21 protein-coding genes are annotated in these 22,858 nt (G+C 66.1%); 4 read left to right on the top strand and 17 right to left on the bottom strand.

Translation table 11 applies throughout. From position 1 onward, the window contains the following. The 11 genes from EV644_RS36970 to EV644_RS37015 are packed head-to-tail and all read right to left on the bottom strand — an operon-like array spanning position 1 to position 11,163. Positions 1–1,557 (bottom strand): hypothetical protein, encoded by a 1,557-nt coding sequence (locus tag EV644_RS36970; protein ID WP_132195169.1) that lies wholly within the window; start codon positions 1,555–1,557, stop codon positions 1–3. Further along, positions 1,554–2,213, bottom strand: a complete 660-nt coding sequence (locus tag EV644_RS36975; RefSeq protein WP_132195167.1) for a phage baseplate assembly protein V — start codon at positions 2,211–2,213, stop codon at positions 1,554–1,556. Before EV644_RS36975 ends, EV644_RS36970 begins: the two co-directional genes overlap by 4 nt. Continuing rightward, the gene (locus EV644_RS36980; protein WP_132195165.1) at positions 2,213–3,298 is read right to left on the bottom strand and encodes a phage late control D family protein; all 1,086 of its coding nucleotides are present in this window, start codon (positions 3,296–3,298) and stop codon (positions 2,213–2,215) included. The genes EV644_RS36975 and EV644_RS36980 overlap by 1 nt, the downstream gene beginning before the upstream one ends. After that, the gene (locus tag EV644_RS44880; protein ID WP_158293036.1) at positions 3,291–3,461 is read right to left on the bottom strand and encodes a hypothetical protein; all 171 of its coding nucleotides are present in this window, start codon (positions 3,459–3,461) and stop codon (positions 3,291–3,293) included. The genes EV644_RS36980 and EV644_RS44880 overlap by 8 nt, the downstream gene beginning before the upstream one ends. Next, complete coding sequence (locus EV644_RS36985) at positions 3,458–4,756, bottom strand: CIS tube protein (protein ID WP_132195164.1); 1,299 nt, start codon at positions 4,754–4,756, stop codon at positions 3,458–3,460. The genes EV644_RS44880 and EV644_RS36985 overlap by 4 nt, the downstream gene beginning before the upstream one ends. Further along, entirely contained in the window at positions 4,749–5,348 is a 600-nt protein-coding gene (locus EV644_RS36990) for a phage tail protein (RefSeq protein ID WP_199240213.1), read from the bottom strand. Before EV644_RS36990 ends, EV644_RS36985 begins: the two co-directional genes overlap by 8 nt. Further along, positions 5,335–7,311 carry a phage tail sheath family protein gene (locus EV644_RS36995; protein WP_132195162.1) on the bottom strand — a complete coding sequence of 659 codons (1,977 nt, stop codon included), beginning with the start codon at positions 7,309–7,311 and terminating at the stop codon, positions 5,335–5,337. The genes EV644_RS36990 and EV644_RS36995 overlap by 14 nt, the downstream gene beginning before the upstream one ends. Continuing rightward, positions 7,311–7,763: a phage tail protein gene (locus EV644_RS37000; protein WP_132195160.1), complete on the bottom strand. Its 453-nt coding sequence runs from the start codon at positions 7,761–7,763 to the stop codon at positions 7,311–7,313. Before EV644_RS37000 ends, EV644_RS36995 begins: the two co-directional genes overlap by 1 nt. Positions 7,764–7,794: 31 nt before the next feature. Beyond that, complete coding sequence (locus EV644_RS37005) at positions 7,795–9,705, bottom strand: phage tail sheath family protein (protein ID WP_132195158.1); 1,911 nt, start codon at positions 9,703–9,705, stop codon at positions 7,795–7,797. 22 nt (positions 9,706–9,727) lie between these two features. Next, positions 9,728–10,576, bottom strand: coding sequence for a hypothetical protein (locus EV644_RS37010; protein WP_132195156.1), 849 nt, complete (start codon positions 10,574–10,576; stop codon positions 9,728–9,730). Next, positions 10,573–11,163, bottom strand: a complete 591-nt coding sequence (locus tag EV644_RS37015; protein WP_132195154.1) for a Pvc16 family protein — start codon at positions 11,161–11,163, stop codon at positions 10,573–10,575. Before EV644_RS37015 ends, EV644_RS37010 begins: the two co-directional genes overlap by 4 nt. Before the next feature lie 126 nt (positions 11,164–11,289). Here EV644_RS37015 and EV644_RS37020 point away from each other — a divergent pair, with 126 nt between their 5' ends. The 3 genes from EV644_RS37020 (at position 11,290) to EV644_RS37030 (ending at position 14,915) form a co-directional block, all read left to right on the top strand. After that, the gene (locus EV644_RS37020; RefSeq protein WP_132195152.1) at positions 11,290–12,234 is read left to right on the top strand and encodes a hypothetical protein; all 945 of its coding nucleotides are present in this window, start codon (positions 11,290–11,292) and stop codon (positions 12,232–12,234) included. Positions 12,235–12,427: 193 nt separating this feature from the next. Further along, the gene (locus tag EV644_RS37025) at positions 12,428–13,249 is read left to right on the top strand and encodes a hypothetical protein (RefSeq protein WP_132195150.1); all 822 of its coding nucleotides are present in this window, start codon (positions 12,428–12,430) and stop codon (positions 13,247–13,249) included. 790 nt (positions 13,250–14,039) lie between these two features. After that, on the top strand, positions 14,040–14,915 hold the full coding sequence (locus tag EV644_RS37030) for a hypothetical protein (RefSeq protein ID WP_132195148.1): 876 nt from the start codon (positions 14,040–14,042) through the stop codon (positions 14,913–14,915). 79 nt (positions 14,916–14,994) lie between these two features. On the opposite strand, the gene EV644_RS37035 is transcribed toward EV644_RS37030, so the two are convergent. Both EV644_RS37035 and hrpB read right to left on the bottom strand, forming a co-directional pair. Continuing rightward, on the bottom strand, positions 14,995–15,207 hold the full coding sequence (locus EV644_RS37035) for a hypothetical protein (RefSeq protein WP_132195146.1): 213 nt from the start codon (positions 15,205–15,207) through the stop codon (positions 14,995–14,997). A 293-nt stretch (positions 15,208–15,500) separates the two neighbouring features. Then, complete coding sequence (gene hrpB / locus EV644_RS37045) at positions 15,501–18,038, bottom strand: ATP-dependent helicase HrpB (RefSeq protein WP_132195144.1); 2,538 nt, start codon at positions 18,036–18,038, stop codon at positions 15,501–15,503. 777 nt (positions 18,039–18,815) lie between these two features. Here hrpB and EV644_RS37050 point away from each other — a divergent pair. Continuing rightward, positions 18,816–19,631, top strand: a complete 816-nt coding sequence (locus tag EV644_RS37050; RefSeq protein ID WP_132195142.1) for an alpha/beta fold hydrolase — start codon at positions 18,816–18,818, stop codon at positions 19,629–19,631. 118 nt (positions 19,632–19,749) lie between these two features. Here the strand turns inward: EV644_RS37050 and EV644_RS37055 are convergent, their stop codons facing one another. From EV644_RS37055 to EV644_RS37070, 4 genes are read right to left on the bottom strand one after another with little or no spacing between them, the layout of a single operon-like run. Beyond that, positions 19,750–20,514: a hypothetical protein gene (locus tag EV644_RS37055; protein WP_132195140.1), complete on the bottom strand. Its 765-nt coding sequence runs from the start codon at positions 20,512–20,514 to the stop codon at positions 19,750–19,752. A gap of 13 nt (positions 20,515–20,527) precedes the next feature. Then, positions 20,528–20,878: an STAS domain-containing protein gene (locus tag EV644_RS37060; RefSeq protein ID WP_132195138.1), complete on the bottom strand. Its 351-nt coding sequence runs from the start codon at positions 20,876–20,878 to the stop codon at positions 20,528–20,530. Continuing rightward, positions 20,871–21,236: an STAS domain-containing protein gene (locus EV644_RS37065; protein ID WP_132195136.1), complete on the bottom strand. Its 366-nt coding sequence runs from the start codon at positions 21,234–21,236 to the stop codon at positions 20,871–20,873. The genes EV644_RS37060 and EV644_RS37065 overlap by 8 nt, the downstream gene beginning before the upstream one ends. Continuing rightward, complete coding sequence (locus tag EV644_RS37070) at positions 21,223–22,857, bottom strand: ATP-binding SpoIIE family protein phosphatase (protein ID WP_132195134.1); 1,635 nt, start codon at positions 22,855–22,857, stop codon at positions 21,223–21,225. The genes EV644_RS37065 and EV644_RS37070 overlap by 14 nt, the downstream gene beginning before the upstream one ends. Position 22,858: the final 1 nt, after the last annotated feature.

Raw genomic sequence — 22,858 nt, forward strand, 5'->3', positions numbered from 1 at the left:
TCAGAGTCGCGGATCGCATAGCGGGTCGTCCGGCTGCGTCTCGTGGACGGGCACGCGGAGAGTTGGCGGTACAGGCGGTTCGAGTGATGCGACGAGAGTCTTGGCGATGGCGGTCGTCGTACCCAGATCCGTGACATCAGCGAGCCCGTCGGCAGCGCCCTTCGCGCCGAGCAGTTCGTCCATCGCCGCTCGCTCGGGCGGAGGCATTGACTTGATCGTGCCGGCCGGAGGTCCGTTGAGGTGGTCGTTGACGATCTTGAGTGCGGTCTCGTTGGGTGGCCAGCAGAACTTCAGTAGGAGCATCCACCAGAGTTGGAAGAGAAACGTCACGATCGGGAGGAAGAGACTGAAGACGAACATCGCTACGATCATCAGCAGCTCGAGCGCAACGGTACAACTCTTCGTCGCCGTGCCTCGGTTCCCATCGGCCTCCTTCGGGCTGCCGTTGTTCGGGTTGAACGACAACTGTGAGCCGGGTGGCCTGACGAACTCCAGACCGCCTGGGCCTTGCCGCTCGCCTGCCCGAGCGGCGAGCGTGCGGAAGTCCGGCGCGGTGACGGTGATATGGCGGTTCTTCGTGCCGGACGGGTCGAAGAAACTCGCGAGGCGATAGGGCTCGGTCGGCTTGCTCCACCAAACGTGTGGCGGGCAGTGCTCCCGGCCGGGTTCTGGTCGCCGGCGGACGAAGCAGGTCATCCGGTAGACAGACCGGTCGTCGACCTTCGCCCTCCCGGCGCGATCCACATCACCGGAGAACGTAGGCACCAGGCCGAACCAGACGGACCGGAGCTGTGCTCTCGCACAGTCTTCCGCGCGAGGCGGCACCCGCCACATCGGCAACTCCTGTTCGCCGTCGAGCAGCGTCGGCAGGTTACCGGGGACCGCCTGCCAAGCGCCTCGTCCGCTCGCGTCGATGGTCCACGCCTCGACCAGCTGAGTCGCCCCGAGTGTCTTGAGTAAGGCCTGGTACTCGACCTCGTGACCGTTCCGCACCGCTGGCGACGTCCACAGCGCACCATCCACGTCGTCGTCGGTGAGCGGGTCGGCTGGTGGTGGCTTGCCTTCGTCATAGGCCAGGAGGACTTTCGTCGCCAACTTCATGATGTCCGCTTTGTGTTTCTCGGCCGCCTTGGCGGGGACGTCGACGCGCTCACGGCGGATCACGAAACGGACGTCGACGTCATCGATCTCGCCCGGCAGCGGCAGTCCCGGCTCGTCGCAGAACAGCTCGATCGTCAGCGCGTAGTAGCGGTCGTGGCTCGGCTGGTACAGCTTGCGCATCGGAGTGTGGACCATGCGATGCGTCGCGAATCGCTTGCGACCCGCTACGCCGTTGGGGAAGAGGGCGATCGGCACCGGGTAGGACCACACGTCGTCCTTCCGGTCGAACTTGATTGAGTCCCGCGGGTCCTCGAGCAGTCGGGTCACGAAGTCGTCCGTCACGTACTTCTGGATCGCCGGTGCCTTGGCCTTTGGGGCGAACGACGGAGGGTTGTCTCGGGCAAGCACGTACCACGGCGCCCGTAGGGCGTACGGATGCTCAGGCGTCGTCGTCACCAGATGTTCCCCGCACCGGGCGTGTACGCCGGCGAGATCACCGACGTCTCCGCGACTAGTGTCATGCACTTGACCACGCCGCTGAACGTCGACATCGGCGCGTCCACCTTAACCATCGGCGCGGTCACGTTGACGGACGCATTCGCCGTGATGTCGACCGACGTCGCGGTCAGCCGGACGGTGCAGCCCATTGCGTGCCGCACGGTCACCTCCTGGGCCGCGTCGTCCAGGACCACCTCGTGGCCCGAGACCATCCGAAGCCGGACCTTCGCTGCCGGCGCATCGTCGAACTCGAGCCGGGACCCTGATCTCGTTCTCAGCTGCCGGACGTTGTTGGCGCGGTCCGCAGCATGCGGCAACTGTGCCTGACCGTTCCAGGCCGCGCCGACGATGTAGGGGCGACGGACGTTCCCTGCCTCGAACGCCACCACGACCTGGCTGTCCACCTCGGGCAGGATCTCGAGTCCCTGCTGCCCGTCGGCGTACGGAGAGCACAGGGTCGCCCAGGCACGGACATCCCGATCACCATCGCCACCAAGCCATGGAAACCTCACCTCGATGCGGCCCAGCCGATCCGGGTCGACCAGGTCCGTGACGACCGCCGGGTACACGCCGAAGTACGACGGTGCCGATCCGTCCGCGGGGGTGGGTGCCATCACGCGACCTCGTTCAGCGTCGAGCGCTCTGCTTCGAACCTGGTCCGAAAGCCCTGGACGTTGTCGAAAGTGTGCGTTACTCGCGTCACGTAGTAGCCCCCACCCTCGAACGGTGCGCCCACCAGCGCGAGCCGCAGCCGGCTGCCGACCTCCATGTCGGCGGATCCGCGAGTCGTGCCAGTGACGGTGACGAAACGGCGCCCTCGCCGGAGCATCTCCGCCCGCGCCCAGGCGACCGCTTCTGCCGAGGTCAGCGCGGCCTCCCGCACGCGGTACGTCGTACTCTTGCCGAGAGCGCTCTCCACCAGGGCGGCGCCCGTCCGGCCACCAATGCTCTCAGCCGCGACAACGTCGGGTCCGGCTTCCTCGTCGATGACGCCCTGCGCCGCCGCGTCGTACCCCGTCACGATGCAGGCACTGCGCTGCTCGGCGAGGTCGGCACACAAGCGCACGGACAGCAGGTCGTTGCCGTGGACAAGCGTCAGCGACGTCCCGGTCCGCTGAGGTCGGCTACGGAAGTGCAGGGTTCGACCTGCTGCCCAGATCTCGGCCTGCACCAGTCGCGCGCGTTCCCTCAGGAACGCCAGATCGCTCTGGTTCAACTGTTGCACGACGTCGTAGGTCGGGCCGTCGGCGCCGGCCTCGGCCTGCAGTCCGTGCAGACCGGCGATCTCGCGGGCAATGTCGGCGTCGCTCAGATCGGTATAGGTCCGCATCCGTCGCGTCATCCGCAGCCGCATCAAAGCGTCCTCAGCAAGTACGACGACCCGCGGCGGCTCGCCGTCTCCCAGCACCAACTCGATGGCCGACACCGTGCCTTCGAACACGAACCGCTGACCGCGGTCCGGACCAAGGCTGACCCGCATCGACCGGCCGAAGTCGAGCTCCCGGCCGTCGAGATGCAGCAAGGGCTGGGGCGGACCGGTCGCGTCGCCGCCGGTGGCGAGGAAGTGCGCCTGCAGGGTACGCAGGCCCTCGATACCCTCGCTCACCTCGAGCCGGACACAGTCGCGGGCGAGCTCCCGGACAAGCCGGCCGTCGACAGTGAACACCGGGCCGACAGCGCTGATCAGTAGCTCAGTCATCGAAATCCACCGCGCTCACGCGTCGCGCTAGCCAGTCGGACCGACAGCGAGCCTCCTGCCAGCGAATCTCCGGCACCCAGGGTGCCTCTGGTTCATCAGCCGGCGCCTGGAGCGAGCCGGACGCGGCCAGGTCCGTGTGCAACTCGTCGACGTGGACGCTCATCGGCACTCACCTCCGGGCTTCCATCGAAGTGTCGACGCACGGGCGTCACGACCGCGTTGCGCCTGATCCGCGGAGAGGCGTTTGGATGTCTCGGGTGGTAGCTGGTCCCACGGAGCCGTTCGCGGCGAGCCCGCCAGCGGGTTCTCGTGCGGGCGGGCCCGCGCTCCCAGGCTCCGGCGGCCGCCCGACTCAATATCTGCCGCGGTGGTGGTGTCGACCTTAGCTCGCAGCGGGATCGACCCGCCGTACGTGAGCGAACGCGGATCGAGGCCGCTGTCACCGGCCAGATCTCGTGCAGGCACAGCGAAGGCGGCTCTCGCTGCATCGACCGCATGGGCCGTGCTGTCGGACAATACAACCGCCGTCGCGGCGACCACCCCTCCCGCAGCAGACAGCGCGAACCCGGCGGCGTCGGCCGTGAAGCTGCCTGCTCGCACAACACCTGCAGTCGGTGCGACCAATCCGAGGACGTTCGCCAGACCGTCCTCGGTCGAGTCTCCGGCACCGGATGCGAAGCCCATCGCCCGGCCGATGGGCAGCCCGCCAGCGAGCTCAGGGCCGATCGCCACAGGGGTGCCGGCCGGGATTGCGAGCGGACCGGGAAGATCGTTCATCATCGATCTCCAGGCGCGCGGGTCGCCTCCAGCGCGTGCCGCGAGCTGCTGCGCGCTCTCCAGGTCGACGGCCGGTAGGAGCCTGGTCACCTCCTTGGCGCCGCTGCGGCCGGGCGCCGCGCCGGTTCCCGATCTGTTGGCCTCGCCCCCCGGAGCGGTTGCCGTATGGTCGTCGCGGGCTCCCTGCCCCGCCTGGGCCGCCGCGTACTTTAGGTTCTGCTCGGTGATGGTGAGGCTCAGCTTCGCGCGCAGTGGCGTGCCGTCCAGCGCGAAGTAGTCGAGCTCCTCGGTCACCTGCGTGACCAGTCCGTTGAAGGTGAGGCGCCCCCACTTGAACTGCACCGGTGGTGGCGGCGGACCCTTGCCCCCGACCGGGGGTTCGACGAACCGGCGAACCTGCGCGGTCCGGTCCCGGACGTCTACAGGCTCTGTGCCGTTAGTCTCCTCGGCGGTGTCGAACTCCAGGTCGAAGCTCAACGTAGCTGACCGCGCCGAGGGGTGCTGCCGAACCTGGGTGCCCGTTGTCAAGCCACCCTTGTCCTGGTTGTTCTGGTACTGCATCCGCAGCGACGACGGGTTGAACTGCACATCGATCGGTTTCTTGTCACTCACGACGGCTCGGCCGTGCTCCGCGGCGGCCCGGTCGAGGGCCGCCAGCGAGGCCATGATGAGCTCAGACACCGTCCCGCTCCCCCGCCGACTCAAGTCGCAGCCCCTCGTGGGCGATGTGCAACTCCTCGATCGCAATCTCACCGGTCTTGGCATTCAAGGCCGGGCCGACGACCTTGAGCGGCAGGCCGCGGACGAATGTCCAAGTCGCCATCGGCCATGTGTACGTCGAGTCCATCACCTCGATGACGCCGTTGTACCGCGGAACCGGAAGCTGTCCGGACACGACACCTTGGAGCCACTCCCAAAGCTCAGGACGCACTACTGCGCCGGCCACCGGGCTGCCCGGCTCAGACCGAGGTGTGAACATTCCGCGCTTCAGCACGATCGGCTGAAGCTTCACCCGTCCAACCCGCCGTACGACGCCGTCGTTCCGCCCACCCTCCAGGTACTCACGCACGTCGGCCTCCAACTCCAAGCCGCTGCACTCGGCAAAACCACCATCGCCCAGCGCATCAGCTTTCGGGGCATCGGCCGGTCGATCCCTGATCGCCTGCCGTTCGGCCTCCAGAGTCGGTGCACGACTGCCGATGCTTCGCGTCAGCGAGATCTGGAACCGGAAGGTCTGCAGCGCCACGGTCCAGAACGGCTCAGGCTGTGCCACGGTCGGCCTCCTCTACCAGGACTCCTCCATCGGCATCGCGCTCGACCCGAAGCACGATGTACTCGATCGGTTCGGACGGCGCTACCCCCACCTCGACCACCAGCCGACCCAACTCGAGCGATTGTGGCGAGTTCAGGTTGGCACCGCTATCGACGAAGAACGCCTCCTCCTCGGACCGGCCAGCGAAGGCGCCGGCCCGGTACAACTCACGGAGGAACGCAACCAGGTGGTGGTGCAGCCGTCGTCGCAGGTCGGCGGTAGCGGGCTCGAACACGACCCACTGGGCCTCGCGTTCCAGCGCGAGCCTCAGCATCGTCATCAACCGCCGGACTGTGAGCTGGCGGTACTGCGGGTCGCGTGACAAGGTTCGGGCCGCCGATAACCGGAAGCCATCGCGCTCGATCCGAAAGACGTTGACCCCAAGCTGGTGGAGCCTGTCATGCTCAGCGTCGCTGACTGGGTCGAAGGCCCTGACCGCGTCACCAGCCAGTTCGTTTGCGGGGCCCCACGACAAACCGAACCTGCGCTCCCGACCGGCGACCACTCCTGCGGCGATTGCGGACGGGGGCACCGGCTCGAGATTGCGGCGAGCAGCGATCAGACCGCTTACCGGAGCTCGGGCAGTGTCCACGGATAGCCACGGGTGGTAGGCGGCAGCGTAGCTGCTGTTGAACGCGGCCCGCCATTGCTGGATGGCGCGAAGGGACAGGCCGGACGGGACGTCGAGCAGGACGACAAAGCGGCGGTACCGATCGGCAACAGCGACGAGCCGGAGTTGGCGGGCCACGATCTCGCGCAGGTCATCCGGACTTCCAGGATCGAGGGGCACCATCCGCTGCGCTGGGGCCGCGTACGTCGTCGGAGCCAGCGGAACGCAGTGCTCGAACAGCGGACTGCCGACGCCCGCCGCTACCTCTAGCATCGGTCCGTCTGCCAACCACCCCCAGGTCAGGTCCGGCACCACCAAAAGGCCGATCTCGGCCACCCGTGCCATCTTGTCGACCCCACGATGCGGCCGCTCGTCCAGCGGATCGTCGTCCGGTGGATCGTCGGGCTGGCCGTCGAAGAAGCTTGCTGCGCCAATGCCCTGGTAATTGTCCACACCGCGCTCCGCCAACCGCGACCTGATCGGAGCGAGCGACGGATTGGGCAGCACGACGCCATCCGGCTCTGCCATCCACGATCCGGTCGGAGTCACGAGCAGGGAGCGCAAGACTTCACTCCTGCCGAGGAATCGTCGGTGGTTGGGGTGCAGGCCAAGCCCGGTGATCCGTTCGTTGCCTACGGCCATGGTCGGGCCGACCACCAACAGCGTTCCTTCGAGTACGGCGACCGACACCGAACCGCCGATCGCCGACGTCGGCAGCGGGCGGTCCAGGGTCACCCATCGGCTCCGCTGTCGCGGACCAGATTGAAAATAGCTGTCCTCGACGTACCGGAACTCACCGAGTCGGTCCAGGCCAGGCCCCCGCACCCGCAATGCCTCGCCTCCCCTGAGCTCGACCCCGTCCGGAAGCTTGAGCTGCCGGATGGACGCCCGCTCGTCGAGAACGACGGTGAACTGCTGCGCGACGTCGAGCTCAAGGGTCAGCCGGAGCAAGTCACCCCAGGTACCGACGTCGGCCGCGGCGAACTGGACCGGACTACCCGCGGCGCCGGTGACACTGAGAGTGTGGATGGCCGGCGCACCGGTCGTAGCGCCCACCCGCAGCACGTACGCACGTTCACCACCCTGCTTGAAGAATGTCTCCACCGCGTGCGGCAACAGCCCGGGCCCCTCGAGCTCACCGAACCTGAGCTGGTACTCGGTCAGGCTTCGCACGAGTATCGGCTCGTCGACTGGGCCGCGCAGTGCGACTCCTACGAAGCCGGCAACATCCAGCCGCACCGGCCGGAACGACTGGTCGACGCGTGGTGGTGCCCGGTATACGCGTGGTGCACCGAGCTGGAGCCCGGCCGTCATCAGGGTGTGAACTCGATCTGCTCGGCGACAAGCTGAAGCTCCTCCATCGCGACCTCGCCGCCGCCCTTCGCCGCAAGTGTGGGTCCCACCCACTTCTTTGGTTGGGCATTGCGCAGCACCCAGTCGCCGACCGGACGGCGAGCCTCGTCAAGCATCGTGATCGTCACGCTCCGCGGGCCGTAGATGCCCTCCCGCGTCTCCTTGAGCCAAACGAACAGCCGACGGTCGCCGATCACCCCACGCTTGAGTGTGACGTCGTCGGTGGTGTTGGTGTTGGCGACCTTTCGGACGTGATTCTCCTCGTTGCCGTTGCGGTACTCCGAGTACTTGACCTCGTTGCCGAGTCCGCTCACGTCGGAGAAGCCGCCGACGATCTGGTCTTCGCCGCCCTCGTCGCCGAGCTTGACGAGGAAGTTGAACGCCCCGTACGGATTGTCGCGTCGTACCGCCATCTCTCTGCCTCCGTAGGTGTCTCGCGTTGGATCAGGTGGTGCGGTTCGCGTCAGCCGTCCATTGACCGATGCGGAAGATCACGAACTCCGCCGGGTAGGTCGGTGCGACGCCGATGAGGCAGATCAGCCGACCGTTGTCGAGATCGTTCTGGCTCATCGTGGTGCGATCGCACCGGACGAAGTAGGCCTCCTCCGGCCGGGTGCCCATCAGCGCGCCGGTGCGCCAGGTGACGAGCAGGAAATCCTCGATCGTCTGCCGGATCGACGCCCACAGTCGTTCGTTGTTCGGCTCGAACACCGCCCATTGGGTCGCTTTGTCGATCGAGTGCTCGAGGTATATGAACAGGCGCCGGACGTTGACGTACTTCCACTCGGGGTCGGAGCTGAGGGTGCGAGCGCCCCATACGCGGTTGCTGCGGCCCTCGAAGAATCGCAGCGCATTGATCCCTTCCGGATTGAGCACCCCCTGCTGCCCGTAGGTCACGTTCCGCTCGAATTTGGTCAGCCCAAGAATGACCTCGTTGGCCGGCGCTTTGTGCACTCCTCGCTCAATGTCACTGCGCGCATAGATGCCCGCGACGAACCCCGACGGCGGAAGCATCAGCTTGGGCACAGGCGACCCCGGATCAGGCACCGCGTTCGGATCGACGATCTCAAGCCACGGGTAGTACAGCGCGGCGTACTTCGTGTCGAACTGCGACCTGAACTCGCGCACCTCCGATATCGAGCTCTCGATCGGCGGGTCGACAACCGCCATCCGGTACCGCTGCCGTTCGCAGTGGCCAATCAGGCTGTCGACGGCTGTCTTGCGTAGTCCTTCATCGGCAAAGCTGGCGGTGTCGGGCATCGCCACGATCGCGATGTCGTCGATGTCCGCAAGTGCGAACAGCCCGGTCGCCGGCTTCCGTGGATCGTTGGGGCTGACCTCCTCTCCTTCGAGGTCCCTCGGGATCACATCCGTCCCGTCGGCCCCACCCGTGAGGTAGCCCTGGCTGTCCGCTGCAAGCAATGCGGTTAGCAGTTGGGCCGCGGTGGGATCGCCGATCTGTCGCAACCAGACCAGCGCGAACTCGTCGGCCGGATCCTGCTGATTCAGGACCTTCATGATCGAGCGAGGGTGCCGGGGGTCTATCGCGAGCTCGGTATACACATCAACGCGGTCCGCCCAGGTCACCATCACGGTGAGTTGGATATGGAACCCCGCCTGTCCTGGCGGAATCGCCTCGAGCCCGCCACCCGCGCCCTCGAACTTCAGATCGCGATCGACCGGGTCCCGGAGGACGACACGAAGATTCACGGGGTCCGGCAACTGGTCGTCAGGGAATTGAGGTGGCCTGCCATCCACCAGGGCAGCTAGCTCAACCAACGCGAACTCGCGGACAGTCGTGAGCCGTGCCGTCTCGACGCCTTGCGCATCGGCTCCGCGTACTACGATATTCTTGCCGCGAGTGAAGGTGACGTCGACCTTCATTTCGCGGCCCGCAAGACCAGGCCAACGGGCGCGCCACTGAGCAGCCTCGGCGCCGCCAGTGGCGACACCGCGCGTCGCGAACTGGGCGTCGACCTGTGCCTGGTCGATTTCGCCCTGGCCGTCGCGAGGCCACCCGAACGCCCGGGCAATGTATACCCTTCGGCCGCCATTGCCGAAGAACGCACGGACGGACAGCGCCAGATAGTTCGTCCGCTCGGACACATTCCCGAGGCCACCGAACGCGCGCTCGAACTCCGTGTAGCTCGTCACCAGCGGTGGGTCTGTATTGGTCACCACCGGGAGGTTGATCGGCGCGGCGCCGCCGGGATCGGCGATCGTCAGAACATGCGGCAGAGGACCGTAGCGCGTCGCGCCTACCATCCCGAGAGTGCTGGTTGCGACGCCCTCGATCGACTTAGATCGGAAGCTGGTCTCCTCGACGTAAACGCCAGGGGTCAGGTACTCGGGCATGCGCGGACCTCCTCGGTCGCGATCACGGAGTGAACTCGATAGGTGCTGTGGTGAGTTCCATCCGGCCGACCCGGATGGTCATCGGCGCCCGCGTGGTGGATGTCGTATAGCCGCGCGGAGTGACCTCTCCGCGCAACAATGGATTGTCCAAGTCGGGCTGACCTGGAGGCGCCGGCGAGCGGACGACTAGTTCCAACGGCAGATCGGCGATCCGGTCTGCCGGCATCGGTGCTGATGTATCGCGTGGCCGGTTCGACGCACGGACGATCAGTTCCAGATCGATTGTCGGCCCGGGCGGTGCCGGAGCGGTGCCGACGGTGTTCAGCAGCAGCAGGAACTCGCCGCGCTCGTCGCCGTGCGCTCTGCCTAGGACGAGACCGGCGTTGTTCACTGCGACGATGCGCGGCCAACGAATAGCGACGCCGGCGCGCATGACCCGGCCGCGCAGGCCAGTGGAGCCCCCTGGCACGGGGTACGCCGGCCCAGGCGACAACCACGGTCGCAGGAGCCTGTACCACGCACCGATGTGGCCGATGTCCACGTCGGCCACCGTCCACAGCGGCATGCTGAATCGCCGCGGAACGTAGCAGCGGCAAGGGTCGTCCACGCGAATTAGCGCTGTGTCCCCGACCGTGCGTCCGTGGCGAAGCTTGAAGCGCGTGGTGCCGCTCGTCTCCAAGGGCAGATCCGACCGCCGCCTCAGCGGATCGATCGGATCAGCGGGCCGGCGATGCGCGGACCGGCGATCCGCGACCTCGCGGCCGACCTGCACCGCCGCACCGATCGGGTGCCGGGTCACTGCGTCGATGGGTTCGACGCCCAGGGCCAGCCGGTGCCACACGCGAGGCTCGAAGAATTCGTCGGTAGTCATGATCCGGCCGCCCCAGTCAGCACCGTCGTGACGGGCTCAGCGGTTGGCTGAGGCCGGCCATCGATGCGAACCACTCGGACGACGTACGGCAGGCAGAGCCGGTACTTTGTCGTCAACGCTTGGAAGGCCTCGCTCATCGAGTCGACGCCGAGCTCGTCCGGCACAACCTGGATCGTGTCCGCCGGTTCCCAGCCTCCGTCAGGATGGAGCACTGGTCCCGTGAGAATGCTCTCGCTCTCCAGAATGCGGATGGCCAGCCCCATCCAGCGAAGTTCGTCCGCGACAAACTCGTCCCATGCCGACACGAGTAGGTGCATCCGCAGTGGCACGCGCGGAATGCCGTCGACGCTGGCCACCGCAGACCACCCAGGGCGGGTCTCGCGGTCAACAGACAACCGGTAGCAGTACAGCGACACCGCTGGAGACCTGATCACTGGATCCGGCCCCTGGTCGACCTCATCGAGGTCCTTTGAACTGACAAGCACAGCGGTTGGCCGGCGCTGCGGCGCCAGTTCCTCATCGATCCGCCGGTTAAGCAGATCGACGATGCTGCGCCCCGCGGCCGACAGCGCCTGGTATCCCGCCATGGCGTCGATGGTCGACCGGTCGCGTCACTGCAGCGTCTCGGCCGGGGGATCGGTCTTCCCGGCGACGCCACGGTGACACATCGCGCGGAAACCTTGCCTCGGTTGCGACCACAGAGGAGGGATCCGATGACGACCGAGCAGACCACACCCGACGACCAGAAGAAGACCTGTCCCAGTTGCGATCTCACGGAGCTGGACACGTTGCAGTGCGAGGCCGAGGGGATCAAGAAGCAGGCGGAACTGACCGAGAAGGCCGCCGCGGACGTCAAGAAGCGGCGCACCCTGTTTGACCAAGCACGCAAGGAGTACTCCGCCGCTCGCGACAAGGCAAACCCTTTAGTTACCGAGATGGAGTCACAACTCGACAAGCTGATCGAGCAAATCAAGTGCCGAATCAAGGACGACGACGTTGTCGAGTGCCTTGAGAAGGCACAAGAGAAGGTGCGGCGCAGCATCGACAAATGCATGCCGCCTGGCTGCTGTGTCGACGCCCACGACTGCGACTTCGACAAGGACGTCCCGAAGAAGGACAAGGTTGACGAGAAGACGACGGAGTCGGATCAGGGGTCGGACGCACAAAAGGCTGATCGACCGACGATACTCAAGGATCTCTATGCGCGGCAGGCCGACGTCGAGCGTCGTACTGTCAAGGCGGAAGCATGCTTCGACAAGCTGATCAAGGAGCCGACCGCGCTGCCGGCTCGGGTTGACAAACTCAAGGCCGAGCTGGCCGCAATCGTTGGCGAGCTCGGACAGCAGGAGGCAGTCGACCTCAAGCGTCTTTACGCTCGCGCTCTGGTGGCCCGCCATACCGACAGGTGGGGCGGCTTCGACAACGTAAACGAATTCATGGACTGCCTGTGCAAGGGACTCTTGTGTTCGCTCAATGGCCGCAAGGCACTCGCCGAGCTCGCAGGCTGTATCGCCGTCCTCGAGTGCCAGGAGCGTGAGGCAGGGGCCAGATGCCAGCACCTGCTGGAGAACACTGTCGACGAGATCCTCGCCGAGTACCTCCGGACCTGCAAGAAGCCACCAAAGGACGTCCCGACACCGGACCCCGCAAATTGCTGAGGCTGGCAAGGCGACTGCGGGCTCATCATCGTGCGGGCACAGTTCTCACCTGCGCTGCTCTCGGTGGCGCTTGTAGGGCGAAAAAATACGGCACCGTGCTACGTCAAGAAGTACAGCGCGCCGACTGCGATGATCCACAAGTGTCCATGACCTCGACGGAAATGCTGCAGGTACGACGGTGAAAGATATCGGTGTGCCGCTGATCATCGCGTTCTTCGGAGCCGCGATCGCGGCCTTCTGGCCATGGATCCAGAGTCTTCAGCGCGGTAGACGATTTCAACGTATTATCCGACGCGAACTTGAAGAGATCGGGCCGCGTCCTGAGGCTCCGGTCGAAGACAAACCGTGGTGGGATCACGCAACGAGACGATTCATCCATGAAGAGCTCTTCCATCGGCAATCGATCTCGCAAAATCGCGACTTCCTCCTGAGTCTTGACCCAACCCTCATCTATCAAGTCAGTCAGCTCTGGATTGCGTTGGAGAAACGCGACGGCCGGCAGTGGCTTCATTTCCTCAGCGCACTCGCGCGGAACCGCAGGGTGGGCAGCCCTGGGCTTCGCGACGCTCACAAAAAGTGGGAGACCATCATCGGAGCTCAGCGCGCCGAGTGGCTCACCACAATGGGTACTCCAACTGCGTTCCGGCAGGGAGCGGTGCTTGCTCGCGTTCCGCCACTGTTCGACAGGCGCTTCGTTGCGTACGGCCGCCTCCTCGCACTGACCGACGTCGGCTCGGCGGCCCAGCCGCGGGAACTCGATCTACCCGAAAGAAGCGAGCTCGCAGACGGCCTCATGGCCTGGTACTACGAGCAGGGCGCCGGCCTACTGCTGTCCGGTAGGGCATTCGCCCAGTTTCAGCGAGTCCAGGATGCGCTCCTCGCGCAGTACACGGAACCAGCCGCGCTGCAACTGGAATTCAGCAGACTTCGAACGGACCTCAAGATCGACCTGGGCGTCCGTCAGGTGCAAGAGCGTGACGTGGCGATCGGTTGGCCAGAAGAGGAACGCTGGTGACCTGAAGGTATCCAGGCAGGGTCAAAGAAGGCCAGAGGCTGAAGAGATGAACAAGAGCGACGTGTCTGACAGCCGTGACTCAACACACATGCTCGAGCTATTTCGTGACGGGGGCCCGGCGTCTGCCTCACCATTCCACCGGCGGTGTCATTCCAGTTCCGATCAACCAACTGCAGTCCGCTGGCGGCTGTCGCGGTGACGATGCCGCCCTGGCCTGGTGAAGGCGAGGAGATTCATGTCGAGGGACCATGGAAGGCTACCGTCTGAAGTCCGCTCTGACCTCACGCGGTCCGCCAGTGCACAGACGGGTTCCGATCCGACACGCCACTGGTTGATTTATCCGATCCGAAGCGATCGACCCCGCATCACACCCGCGTCGCAGGGAGCACTCGTGGAATCCGGCGCAGACCCACCCGGGCCGCAGGTCGGGAGTGACGCCGTCACGCAGTCGGTCTGCTTGGCATCAATCACGACCGAGGAGACCTCCTCGGCAATCGGCGCTCAGATTCGAGGCGGAGGTACAACACAGGCCCGCATGGGTGCGCCAAGGTTGAATCGTGTGGTTGCCGTGCTGTAGCGCGAGGTGCCCAGATTGGGCAAGTTGACCGTCACGCTCGGTGCATGTGCTAAGCGCGACGCCTGAGACACCTTGATACAAGTCTGCTGACGGAGAGACGGGAGGTGCAGTGTGCAGCCAAATAGCGCGACCGGCGCCAATCCGATCGAGAGCGATGACTCTTGGTGGCGAAGACGAAGGCCCGAGCTGACCAAAGTCAGATATCTGATTGAGATGAAGTTGTTTCAAGCTGAATTGTTTCTGTCAATGGAATCGAGGCCGACGAACGCCACCGCCTGCGAGAAGCTGTTGGACCGGATCCGCCCGGCGAACGATTCCTGGCGCAAGGACCTCAGCCTAGCGCACCAGATCAATCACGAGCTGAATCAGATAATACCTGTCATCGCGACCGACGACTACCTCTACTCCACCTTGGAGTACGAACTCAAGAGGAAGGCCGATCCTGAGCATAAGATTCTGATCACCGAGATATTCGACGAGTCCGATGTGCGCGCCCTTCTGAGCAGGCACGGGATCGGATCGGCCGGCCGCGCAAGAGACCCCGTGCCCACCGATCTAGATCGACGACGAGCCGTGCAACTCTTGAAGAAGCTCTATGAACAACGCGACGAGGGCTGGGTATACGATCGCGCCGTGCTGAAACTAAAGCGCCACTACCTGATGTTTCACGCGTTAGTTGTTGGCATCATCCTCGTGCTGATTGGCAGGGTCATTGACTCGATACGCAGCATCGCGGGGACTGCTCCGGAGCAGCTGATGCTGGCTACGCTAGCAGGAGCACTCGGGGCGATCTTGGCCGCTACGTTCAAGATTCGCGACACGGTTGCTCGATTGAACGATCTTCCAGCTGCCATAGCACTAGCAATCGCTCAGACTCTAATCGGCGCTGCTCTTGGCTTCGTCGCATGGCTTCTTCTCAGGTCCGGTGTGATTCAGGTCGGCGGAGACGCCAGCCTAGAATGGGAGACACTTAGCTTGGCGGCCTTTGCCAGTGGATTCTCCGAGCCCTTGATCCTCGGAATGATTACTCGCCTTGCGGCTCCAGCCAGCAGTCCCCAGGGAACGATCACACCAGGCGATCGCACATGATCTCGGCAGCGAAACTCTCAGCCATGAAAGGCGTTATCGGCATCGCGAGGGCTAGCGTGCGCGGACCCGACGAGACGGCTCAAGCGATCAGGTCCAGGCGTGTGGTTAAGGTGCGTGTCCCTCCTCGGACACGGTACTTATCCACACGGTCGGCCAACGGGTCGACTTCAACCTCGACAATCTGCTTCACGTGGTGGTAGGTCAGTGACGAGTAGAGCTCACTCAGCTCCTCGGGCTCGGCAGTGTCCAGGTCTCTCGAGATATCGTCGAGCTGGTCGACGTACGTCTCCAACTCTTCTCGCCCGGAACTCAGCGGTTACCGCGTTGCGGTGGCCAGTTCCGCGCGGATAGCGTCCTCGTCGACCGGCTGGCCCTTCTCGTTCGAGGACGGCCCGTAGCACCTCACCCGCGGCAAGGTTCAACTCAAGATCACTGGTTGCCGGTTTCCGTCGTACTTTTAGCCGACCCCCAGGAAGAGCCAGTTATTCACAAGGCTTCGCGGGTACACCAGCTCCCGAAGCCTCTTCATTTCCCCCGCACGCTCCTCTGTCGCGTGCGCCTGTCAAGAGGCGGCCCCAGCTCGGTTCACTGGCGAGGTTTTGGTCGCTTGGTCGGGATGGCAGTGAGTGGATCTTCCGGCCACGGATGGCGGGGGTAGCGCGCTCGCAGATCGGCTCGGACCTGGGGATAGCCCTGCTTCCAGAAAGACGCGAGATCGCTCGTGATCGCGACCGGGCGCCGTGCGGGCGACAGTAGATGCAGAACGACTGGGACACGACCGTCCGCGACGGCTGGAGTGGCAGTCCAGCCGAATACCTCCTGCAGCTTCACGGCCAGGACCGGCGGCTCGACACCGTCGTACTCGAGTCGCACCTCGGAGCCCGATGGCACCTGGAGCCGTTCCGGTGCGAGTTCGCCGAACCGGGCTGCCGCGGGCCATGGCAGTAGTCGCCTGAGCGCCGAAGCCACGTTGACGTGGGCGAGATCGCGCGCGCCTCGCACCGCGGCGAGCTCGGTACCCAGCCATTCGTCAAGATCGGCCAGGAGTGCCTCGTCGTCGACCGCGGGCCACGGGGATCCGAGGTGGGCATGGCAGAACGCAAGCCGCTCCCGAAAGGCGAGTGCGGCCTCCGACCAGCGCAGTACGGACAGACCGCTGCGCCGGATACCGTCGCGGACGGCCGCTTGGACCAGCAGCCGGTCGGGCTTTGCCAGCGGGACGTCGTTGAGCACGATCGCGCCGAGTGCCTCAACACGCCGCGTCACGATCCGGCCGTCGTCCCAGCGGATCTGGTCGGTGGTCGAGACGAGGTCGCCCGCGATGTCTCGCGCGGTCTGCTCATCGATCGGCGCCGCGGAACGGATCCTGGCGTCGGCGCGACCGGGTGCCCGGTCAGCAGCCGCGATCGCCAGCCAGGTAGTCGTCCGCAACGGCGACTGCGGATCCAGCGCAGCACCCGTACCACCAGACATCTGGTACGTCGCCAGGTCGGCCCCCCGGACCCGCGCAATCCGATCCGGATACGCCAGCCCCACCACAACCCCCACCGCAAGATCATCCGGTAGTACGCGACTCCCCCCACGAACCGCCGGCCGCACTCCATCGCCACCCAACGGGTCGCCGGTCGTGCCTCGGCCGAGGCGCTTCGTTTCTTCTCGCCAGCGGGCCGTGGCTCCGCGGTCCTCGCCACGGCGGAGGGCTCGCCAGCGGGCCGGTAGATCATCGCCGAAGTCGCGACCGGAGTCATCCGAGAGCATCGCGACGACCTCGCGCGCCCGGTCAGCGCCGACCCGCGGCGTCCCGTCCAGCAACGCACGAGCCAGCCGGGGATGCGCCCCGATCGCCGCCATCCGCCGTCCCCGCTCGGTGATCCGGCCACCGTCGTCAACCGCATCGAGGCGGCGCAGCAATTCGGCCGCCGCGGTCATCGCCACCACCGGCGGCGCCTCCAGCAACGTGAGACCGGCACCAGCAGGCGCACCCCACGCCGCCAGGTCGAGGGCGAAGCCTGCCAGATCGGCGATCGCGATCTCCGGCGACGGATGATCGTCGAGATGCGAGTGGTCGGTGGCAGACCAGCACCGATAGACCCGGCCAGGCGCCTCCCGTCCGGCGCGACCCGCTCGCTGGTCGGCCGACGATCTCGAAACCCGACAGGTGACCAACGCACCGAGGCCACGCGATTGATCGGTCCGCGGCTCCCGGGCAAGACCCGAGTCGACCACAACCCTGACTCCAGGCACCGTCAGCGAACTCTCCGCAACCGACGTCGTGACCACGATCCGACGAGTGGCGGCCGGCGTCAACGCGCGGTCCTGTTCAGCCCTGGACTGGCGACCGAACAACGGCAGAACATTCTGACCGGCCAACCGGCGAGTCACACCGTTGATCTCGGCCTCCCCCGGGACGAACACGAGGATGTCGCCGTCGTTCTCGGTCAGTGCACGCCGGACGACGGCCGCGATGTGATCCAGCAGTCGCGGGTCGACCCGCCCACCGGGAAGCAGCGGCACGGGGACCGGTGGTGAGGCCCACTCGATCGCCACGTCGAACAGCGCCGCGGACGCGGTGATCACTGGGGCCGGAATGCCTGTGCCCAATGCGCGACTCAGCCTGTTCGTGTCCGCCGTGGCCGAGGTCGCAACGATCGCCAGGTCTTCCCGAAGATTCGCCCGGATGTCGACGCAGAACGCGAGCAGCAGATCGGCATCGAGGTGTCGCTCGTGGCACTCGTCGATCACAATCGCGACGACACCCGGCAGCTCCGGGTTCTGCTGCAGACGCCGTACCAGGAGCCCGGTCGTCACCACCTCGACACGGAGTCCTTTGCCGCCGCTGCGTTCGCCGCGCATCGCGTAGCCGATCCGCTGCCCGAGCGGTTCGCCGACCAGCGTCGCCAGCCGGGTCGCAGCCGCGCGGGTCGCCATCCTCCGCGGCTCGGCGACGATGACCGTGCCCCCGAGCGCGTCGCCCAGCGCAAGCGGCAACAGCGAGGTCTTCCCCGATCCGGGCGGCGCAACCAACACCGCAGTACCGCGCGAACGCACCGCATCGACCGTGGCAGGCAAAACCGCCCGGACAGGCAGATCCGCCCCCGGCACCGACGACTCAGGCAGCAACACGCCCCGACGCTAACCGACCAATACGGCAGAATCCCTCACCTACCCGCAAGCGGATTCATCCACGCCGCCGGCTCGGAGTCGAACATTGCCTCGAAGTCGGCACACCAGGCCCCATTGCATGAGCGCGGATCGATGGTCAGGACCGGCGACCGCCACCGTCAGGGGCCCCGGGCAGGGCGTGCGGTCCTCAGCCGGTCTAGCTCCTTGGCGGTGAACATCGGAAAGTGCCCGGCGCCTCCAGGGAGCGCCCCGTCGAGAAGCCGGACCGTGGCCCCATCAACATCAACAGCAGGTAGACCGCGTCCTCGCCAAGCCCGACCTCCTCAAGCGAGGCCACACCTCCGCTTCCGAACTCAGAACCGCGTCGAGCAACCCCTGGGCGCGAGGTTCAACGGTCAGACCAGGGATGAGTTGATTGATCAGTCCGCCGCGAGAGGATGATCGGCGACGGGTGCCCATGCACGCCTCAAAGAAGTCGACTTTCCTATTGGGACCGCTGAGGGCAGACATCAGCACCCTCATCGCGACGTCAGCGGTAGTCCGGCCAGCGCCATCGAACTCAAGCTCAAGGCGTTGGAGGAAGGTGCCCCGATACCAGATCCATAGCGATGCCAGGACGGATCGACGACTACGACGCGCCCCTCGGTAACAGCACGGTCCCGTCGGTGAAGGTGGTCTCGAAAACGATCACGGGTACATCCGCCGCTCCGACAACGGCAACTGGGCCGTACCCGGTGGCGCCGTTGAGTCCGACGATGTGGTGAGGATGATGGGACGATGAGTGCATCGTCGAACGGTTGGCCTGTCGTGCTCCTTCACGGGTGGCCCGTCACAGAGACGCACTGGCAAGGTCTGCTGCCACTCCTGCGTCGGAGCGGTTTCGCGTCGGTTCCGGTCGCCCTGCCAGGGCTCGGCAGGTCGGCGGGGAGCGCACCTAGTTTCAGGAAGAGCGACCTTGCCGACTGCCTCGGCGACGATCTCAGCAAGCGCGGGCTCACCCGTTTCTCGCTGGTAGGCCATGATTGGGGTGGCACGGTCGCGTTTCTCCTGGCCGCTGCAATGCCCCAGGCGGTGAGCGCGATCGTGGTCGAAGAGGAGATCCTCCCCGGAATCGACATCGACATCCCCGCACCAGGCGCTGAGCACTACCCGTCCTGGCATGGACCGTTCAACCGCGCACCCGGCCTCGCCGAGCAGCTCGTCCCGGGACGGGAAGACGCCTACTACGGGACCTTCCTCCGGCAGAGCGCCGGCCCGCCAGGGCTCGCCCCGGAGACAGTCCGCTCCTACATCGACGCCTACACGACGGACGATGCTCTGGAAGCCGGGCTCGGCTACTACCGATCTCGGGCCGACGACATCGCCGACGTTCAGCGACTCCGAGAGAATCCGATCCACACGCCCGTGCTCGCGATCGGAGGACGCTACGCGATGGGCTCCGCCGTCGCGGACGGCCTCCGCACGCTCTCAACAGACGTGACCGGCCTCATCCTGGAACGATCCGGCCACTACCCCGCCGAACAAGAACCCGAACCCGCAGCCCAAGCCATCATCGAGTTCCTCCGGCGACACCGCGATCAGCCACCCCATTAGAGCCCACCCTCAGCGGACGCCGCCGCGGCAAGCCGCCAGATCGTGGATCGACGCGACATTCATCCGTCCGTGATCGCACGGCAGGAATCTGAACGTCTGCGGCCGGCGCACGGAGGGTTCAGGTGCCGGCCCGTTGCCGGTGTGCAAGGCCCCGCGCAGCGCGGACGGGGGCTTCCAGCATGTAGATCGCGGAGCGGATCGCCGAGGAGTGCCACACGTTGCGCCACCGCGACCATTGGCGCTTCTTGTCCACGCACACGACCTTGGTGTCGACAGCTGCCTCCGGATGGCCGAAGTGGGCGGCGACGTTGCCGAGTGTCTGGCTCCAGAACCGGTCCTCCTGGCGATGGCCACCCATCATCAGGGCCAGTTCGAAGATCGGGTCCGAGGCGCGCATCAGGACCTGGGTCTGTACGACGGTCGCGTCGTCCTGCCGCGATGCGCTGAACGTGATCCAGCCGGCGAACATGTGACCCTGCGGCGTCATCAACGTGAACGACTCGTCGTCGGCGTAGAGCATCATCACGCCGGTCGACAGCTTCAGGCCGGGCATCTTCATGTTGAGCAGCGCGACATCACCGGGTTCGATGCCGGTGAGCGGTGCGTAGAAGTGGTTGCCGGGCGGCCAGAACTCACCGAAGTCCTTGCGCCAGGCGGCGATGAGATCGACCGGCGCGACGCGCTCGGACGGCAGCCGCATCACGTAGGTCTTCTGCCACATCTTCCCGAAGCCCTGGATCGGGCTGGTGAGCTGCCGGCCGTCCACATTGAGGTTCGTGGCACCGTCGGGCACCTGCGAGACCTTCAGCCGCGAGACCATCTTCGCCCAGTGGGCCGCGTCGCGGTTGGCCGCGACGGGCTCTTCGTCGTTGCTGCCGGTCATGGTGTGCGCCCCTCTACGCCGCGCCGGCCGCGGCCAGCGCATCCTGCTCGGTGTCGTGAATGCCGATCGCCTCGTCGAGACGGGTCAGCTCGAAGATCTGCCGGTAGTGCTCGGACAGGCCGTACGCCAGCAGCCGCTGCGAACGCCGCTTGGCGCGGACCAGCAGCGTCACCAGCAGGCCGATTCCGCCACTGTTCATGTACGACAGTCCCGCGAAGTTGAGGATCACCACGGTCACGTCGCCGGCGCCCTCGTAGGCCTGCATGAGCACCTCCTCTGAGCCTGCTGTCACATCTCCCTGGATGTCGACGACGCCGGCCGTCCCCTTCCGGCGTACGTCGAACGTCGCTGTTGCCTCAGCCATGTCCGTCCCCTCCCACGCCCTGTACGGCGCTGTCCTCGTCGTTCTCGATCGCCATGAAGTCGGCCAACCGGGTGATCTCGAAGATCTCGCGGTAGTGGTCGGTGAGTCCGTACGCCCGGATCGGGATGCCGTGCGCCCGCGCGCGGGCGAGCAGGCCGACCACGAGGGCGATACCGGTCGAATTGATGTAGCCGCTGTTCTCGAAGCTGAGCACCACGGCATCCGGCCGTACGCCCGTAGCGGCGGTCCACGCCTGGTCCAGCGCGGACTCGGCCGCGGCGTTCAGGTCACCGACCAGTTCGATCACCGCGACGCCGTCCCGCCGGCGTACGTGTGCGAGCGCTTCACGTGTCGTCATCGCCGTCTCCTTCCTCCAGCACCGGTTCGAGGTGCATGACGAGTTCGACGATGTGGCGTTCTCCGACGCTGGTCTCCCGCGCCTCGTCGACCATGTTCTTGATCAGGAACAGTCCCCAGCCGCGCGGACGCTGGAGACCCGCGAGCTTCGCCTCCAGGTCGGGCACCTCGGTCTCGCCGGGGGCCGGGCGGGCGCCGCCGAGGTCGGCGACCTCGACGCGGACCTGGTCCGGCTCGGCGTGCACGCGGACCGTGACGGGGCGGTCGGCGCGGTAGGAGTTGCCGTGCTCCATCGCGTTCATCGTGGCCTCGGCGACCGCGGTCTCGAGGCGGCGGAGCCGGGCGGGTGCGAGGCCGAGTGAGGCGACCGTGGCGGCGACTCGTTCGAGCGCCAGCCGCTCGTTGCCCTGCACACTCGGCACCTCGAACTCGACGAGCAGCTTCCCGATGACCTTGCCGTTCGGACTGTCGCCCTGAGCCGGCTCCCGTTGCAGGACGACCATGGTGATGTCGTCCTCCTGCTCGGCATCAGGTCCGGTGTGGCCGTGCAGATCCGCGAGCACCAGATCGATCAGCTCGCCGCCGCCCGGGTACTGTGCGACCGCTTCCTTGAGGCGCGGGAACCCGAACATCTGCCCTTGTGGGTCGTGTGCCTCGACGATGCCGTCGGAGTGCAGGAGCAACGAGTCGCCCGGCGCGAGGAGTGTCTCGCGCTCCTCGTACTTCATCCCGGTCATCAGACCCAGCGGCATACCGCGGGCGCGCAGCTCGACCGAGCCCAGGGCTGTCTTGACGTACGGCAGGTCGTGCCCGGCGTTGGCGAACCGGAAGTGGCCGGTCGTCGGGTCGAGAACGCCGTACAGGCAAGTGACGAACATCTTCGCGGGCATGTCCGGGCAGAGGTGCTCGTTGACCCGCTCGAGCACCGCGCCGGGTTCGATCAGTCGTTGGGCGGAGGCACGCAGCACGCTGCGAGTGGCAGCCATGACCAGCGCTGCCGGTACGCCCTTGTCGGTGACATCGCCGATGACGAAGCCGACCTGCCCGCCGGCCAGCGGGATCACGTCGTAGAAGTCGCCGCCCACCTCGCGGGCCGGTTGGTAGCAGGCCGCGACCTGCCAGCCGGACAGCTCGGGAAGCTGTTTGGGCAAGAAGTTCTGCTGGATCAGCCGGGCGACCTCGAGCTCCTGCTCGAAGCGCTGGCGGGTGCGGGCCTCGGCCTCCTGCTGGCGGACCAGCTGGCCGACCCGCAGGGCCGGCGCAGCCTGTGCGGCCAGGTTGTCGAGCAGTTTGCGATCGTCGCTGGAGTACTCCTGCTCCGACCGGCGCGGGCCGAGGTTCAGTACGCCGATCAGCTCGCCCTGGCTCACCAGCGGCACGGCGAGCTTGACGCCCGCGGCTTTGAGCTCTGCCAGCGCAGGCGAGTCAAGCTTCAGCGCCTCCACGTCCACCGCGCCGCTCGCGCTCTGCAGGTAGGCCAGGAGTGGGTCGTTGGGTGCGATGTCGACCGGCGTCGCCTCGTCGCCCAGGACCGGTTGCGCGTGGTGCTCGGGCATCGGCTGACCTGCCCCGGCGGCGGTTCGCCTGCGGAGTCGGCGGAAGGTGCTGCTCAATGCGACCATC

Source organism: Kribbella orskensis (assembly GCF_004342085.1).
Classification (GTDB): Bacteria; Actinomycetota; Actinomycetes; order Propionibacteriales; family Kribbellaceae; genus Kribbella; species Kribbella orskensis.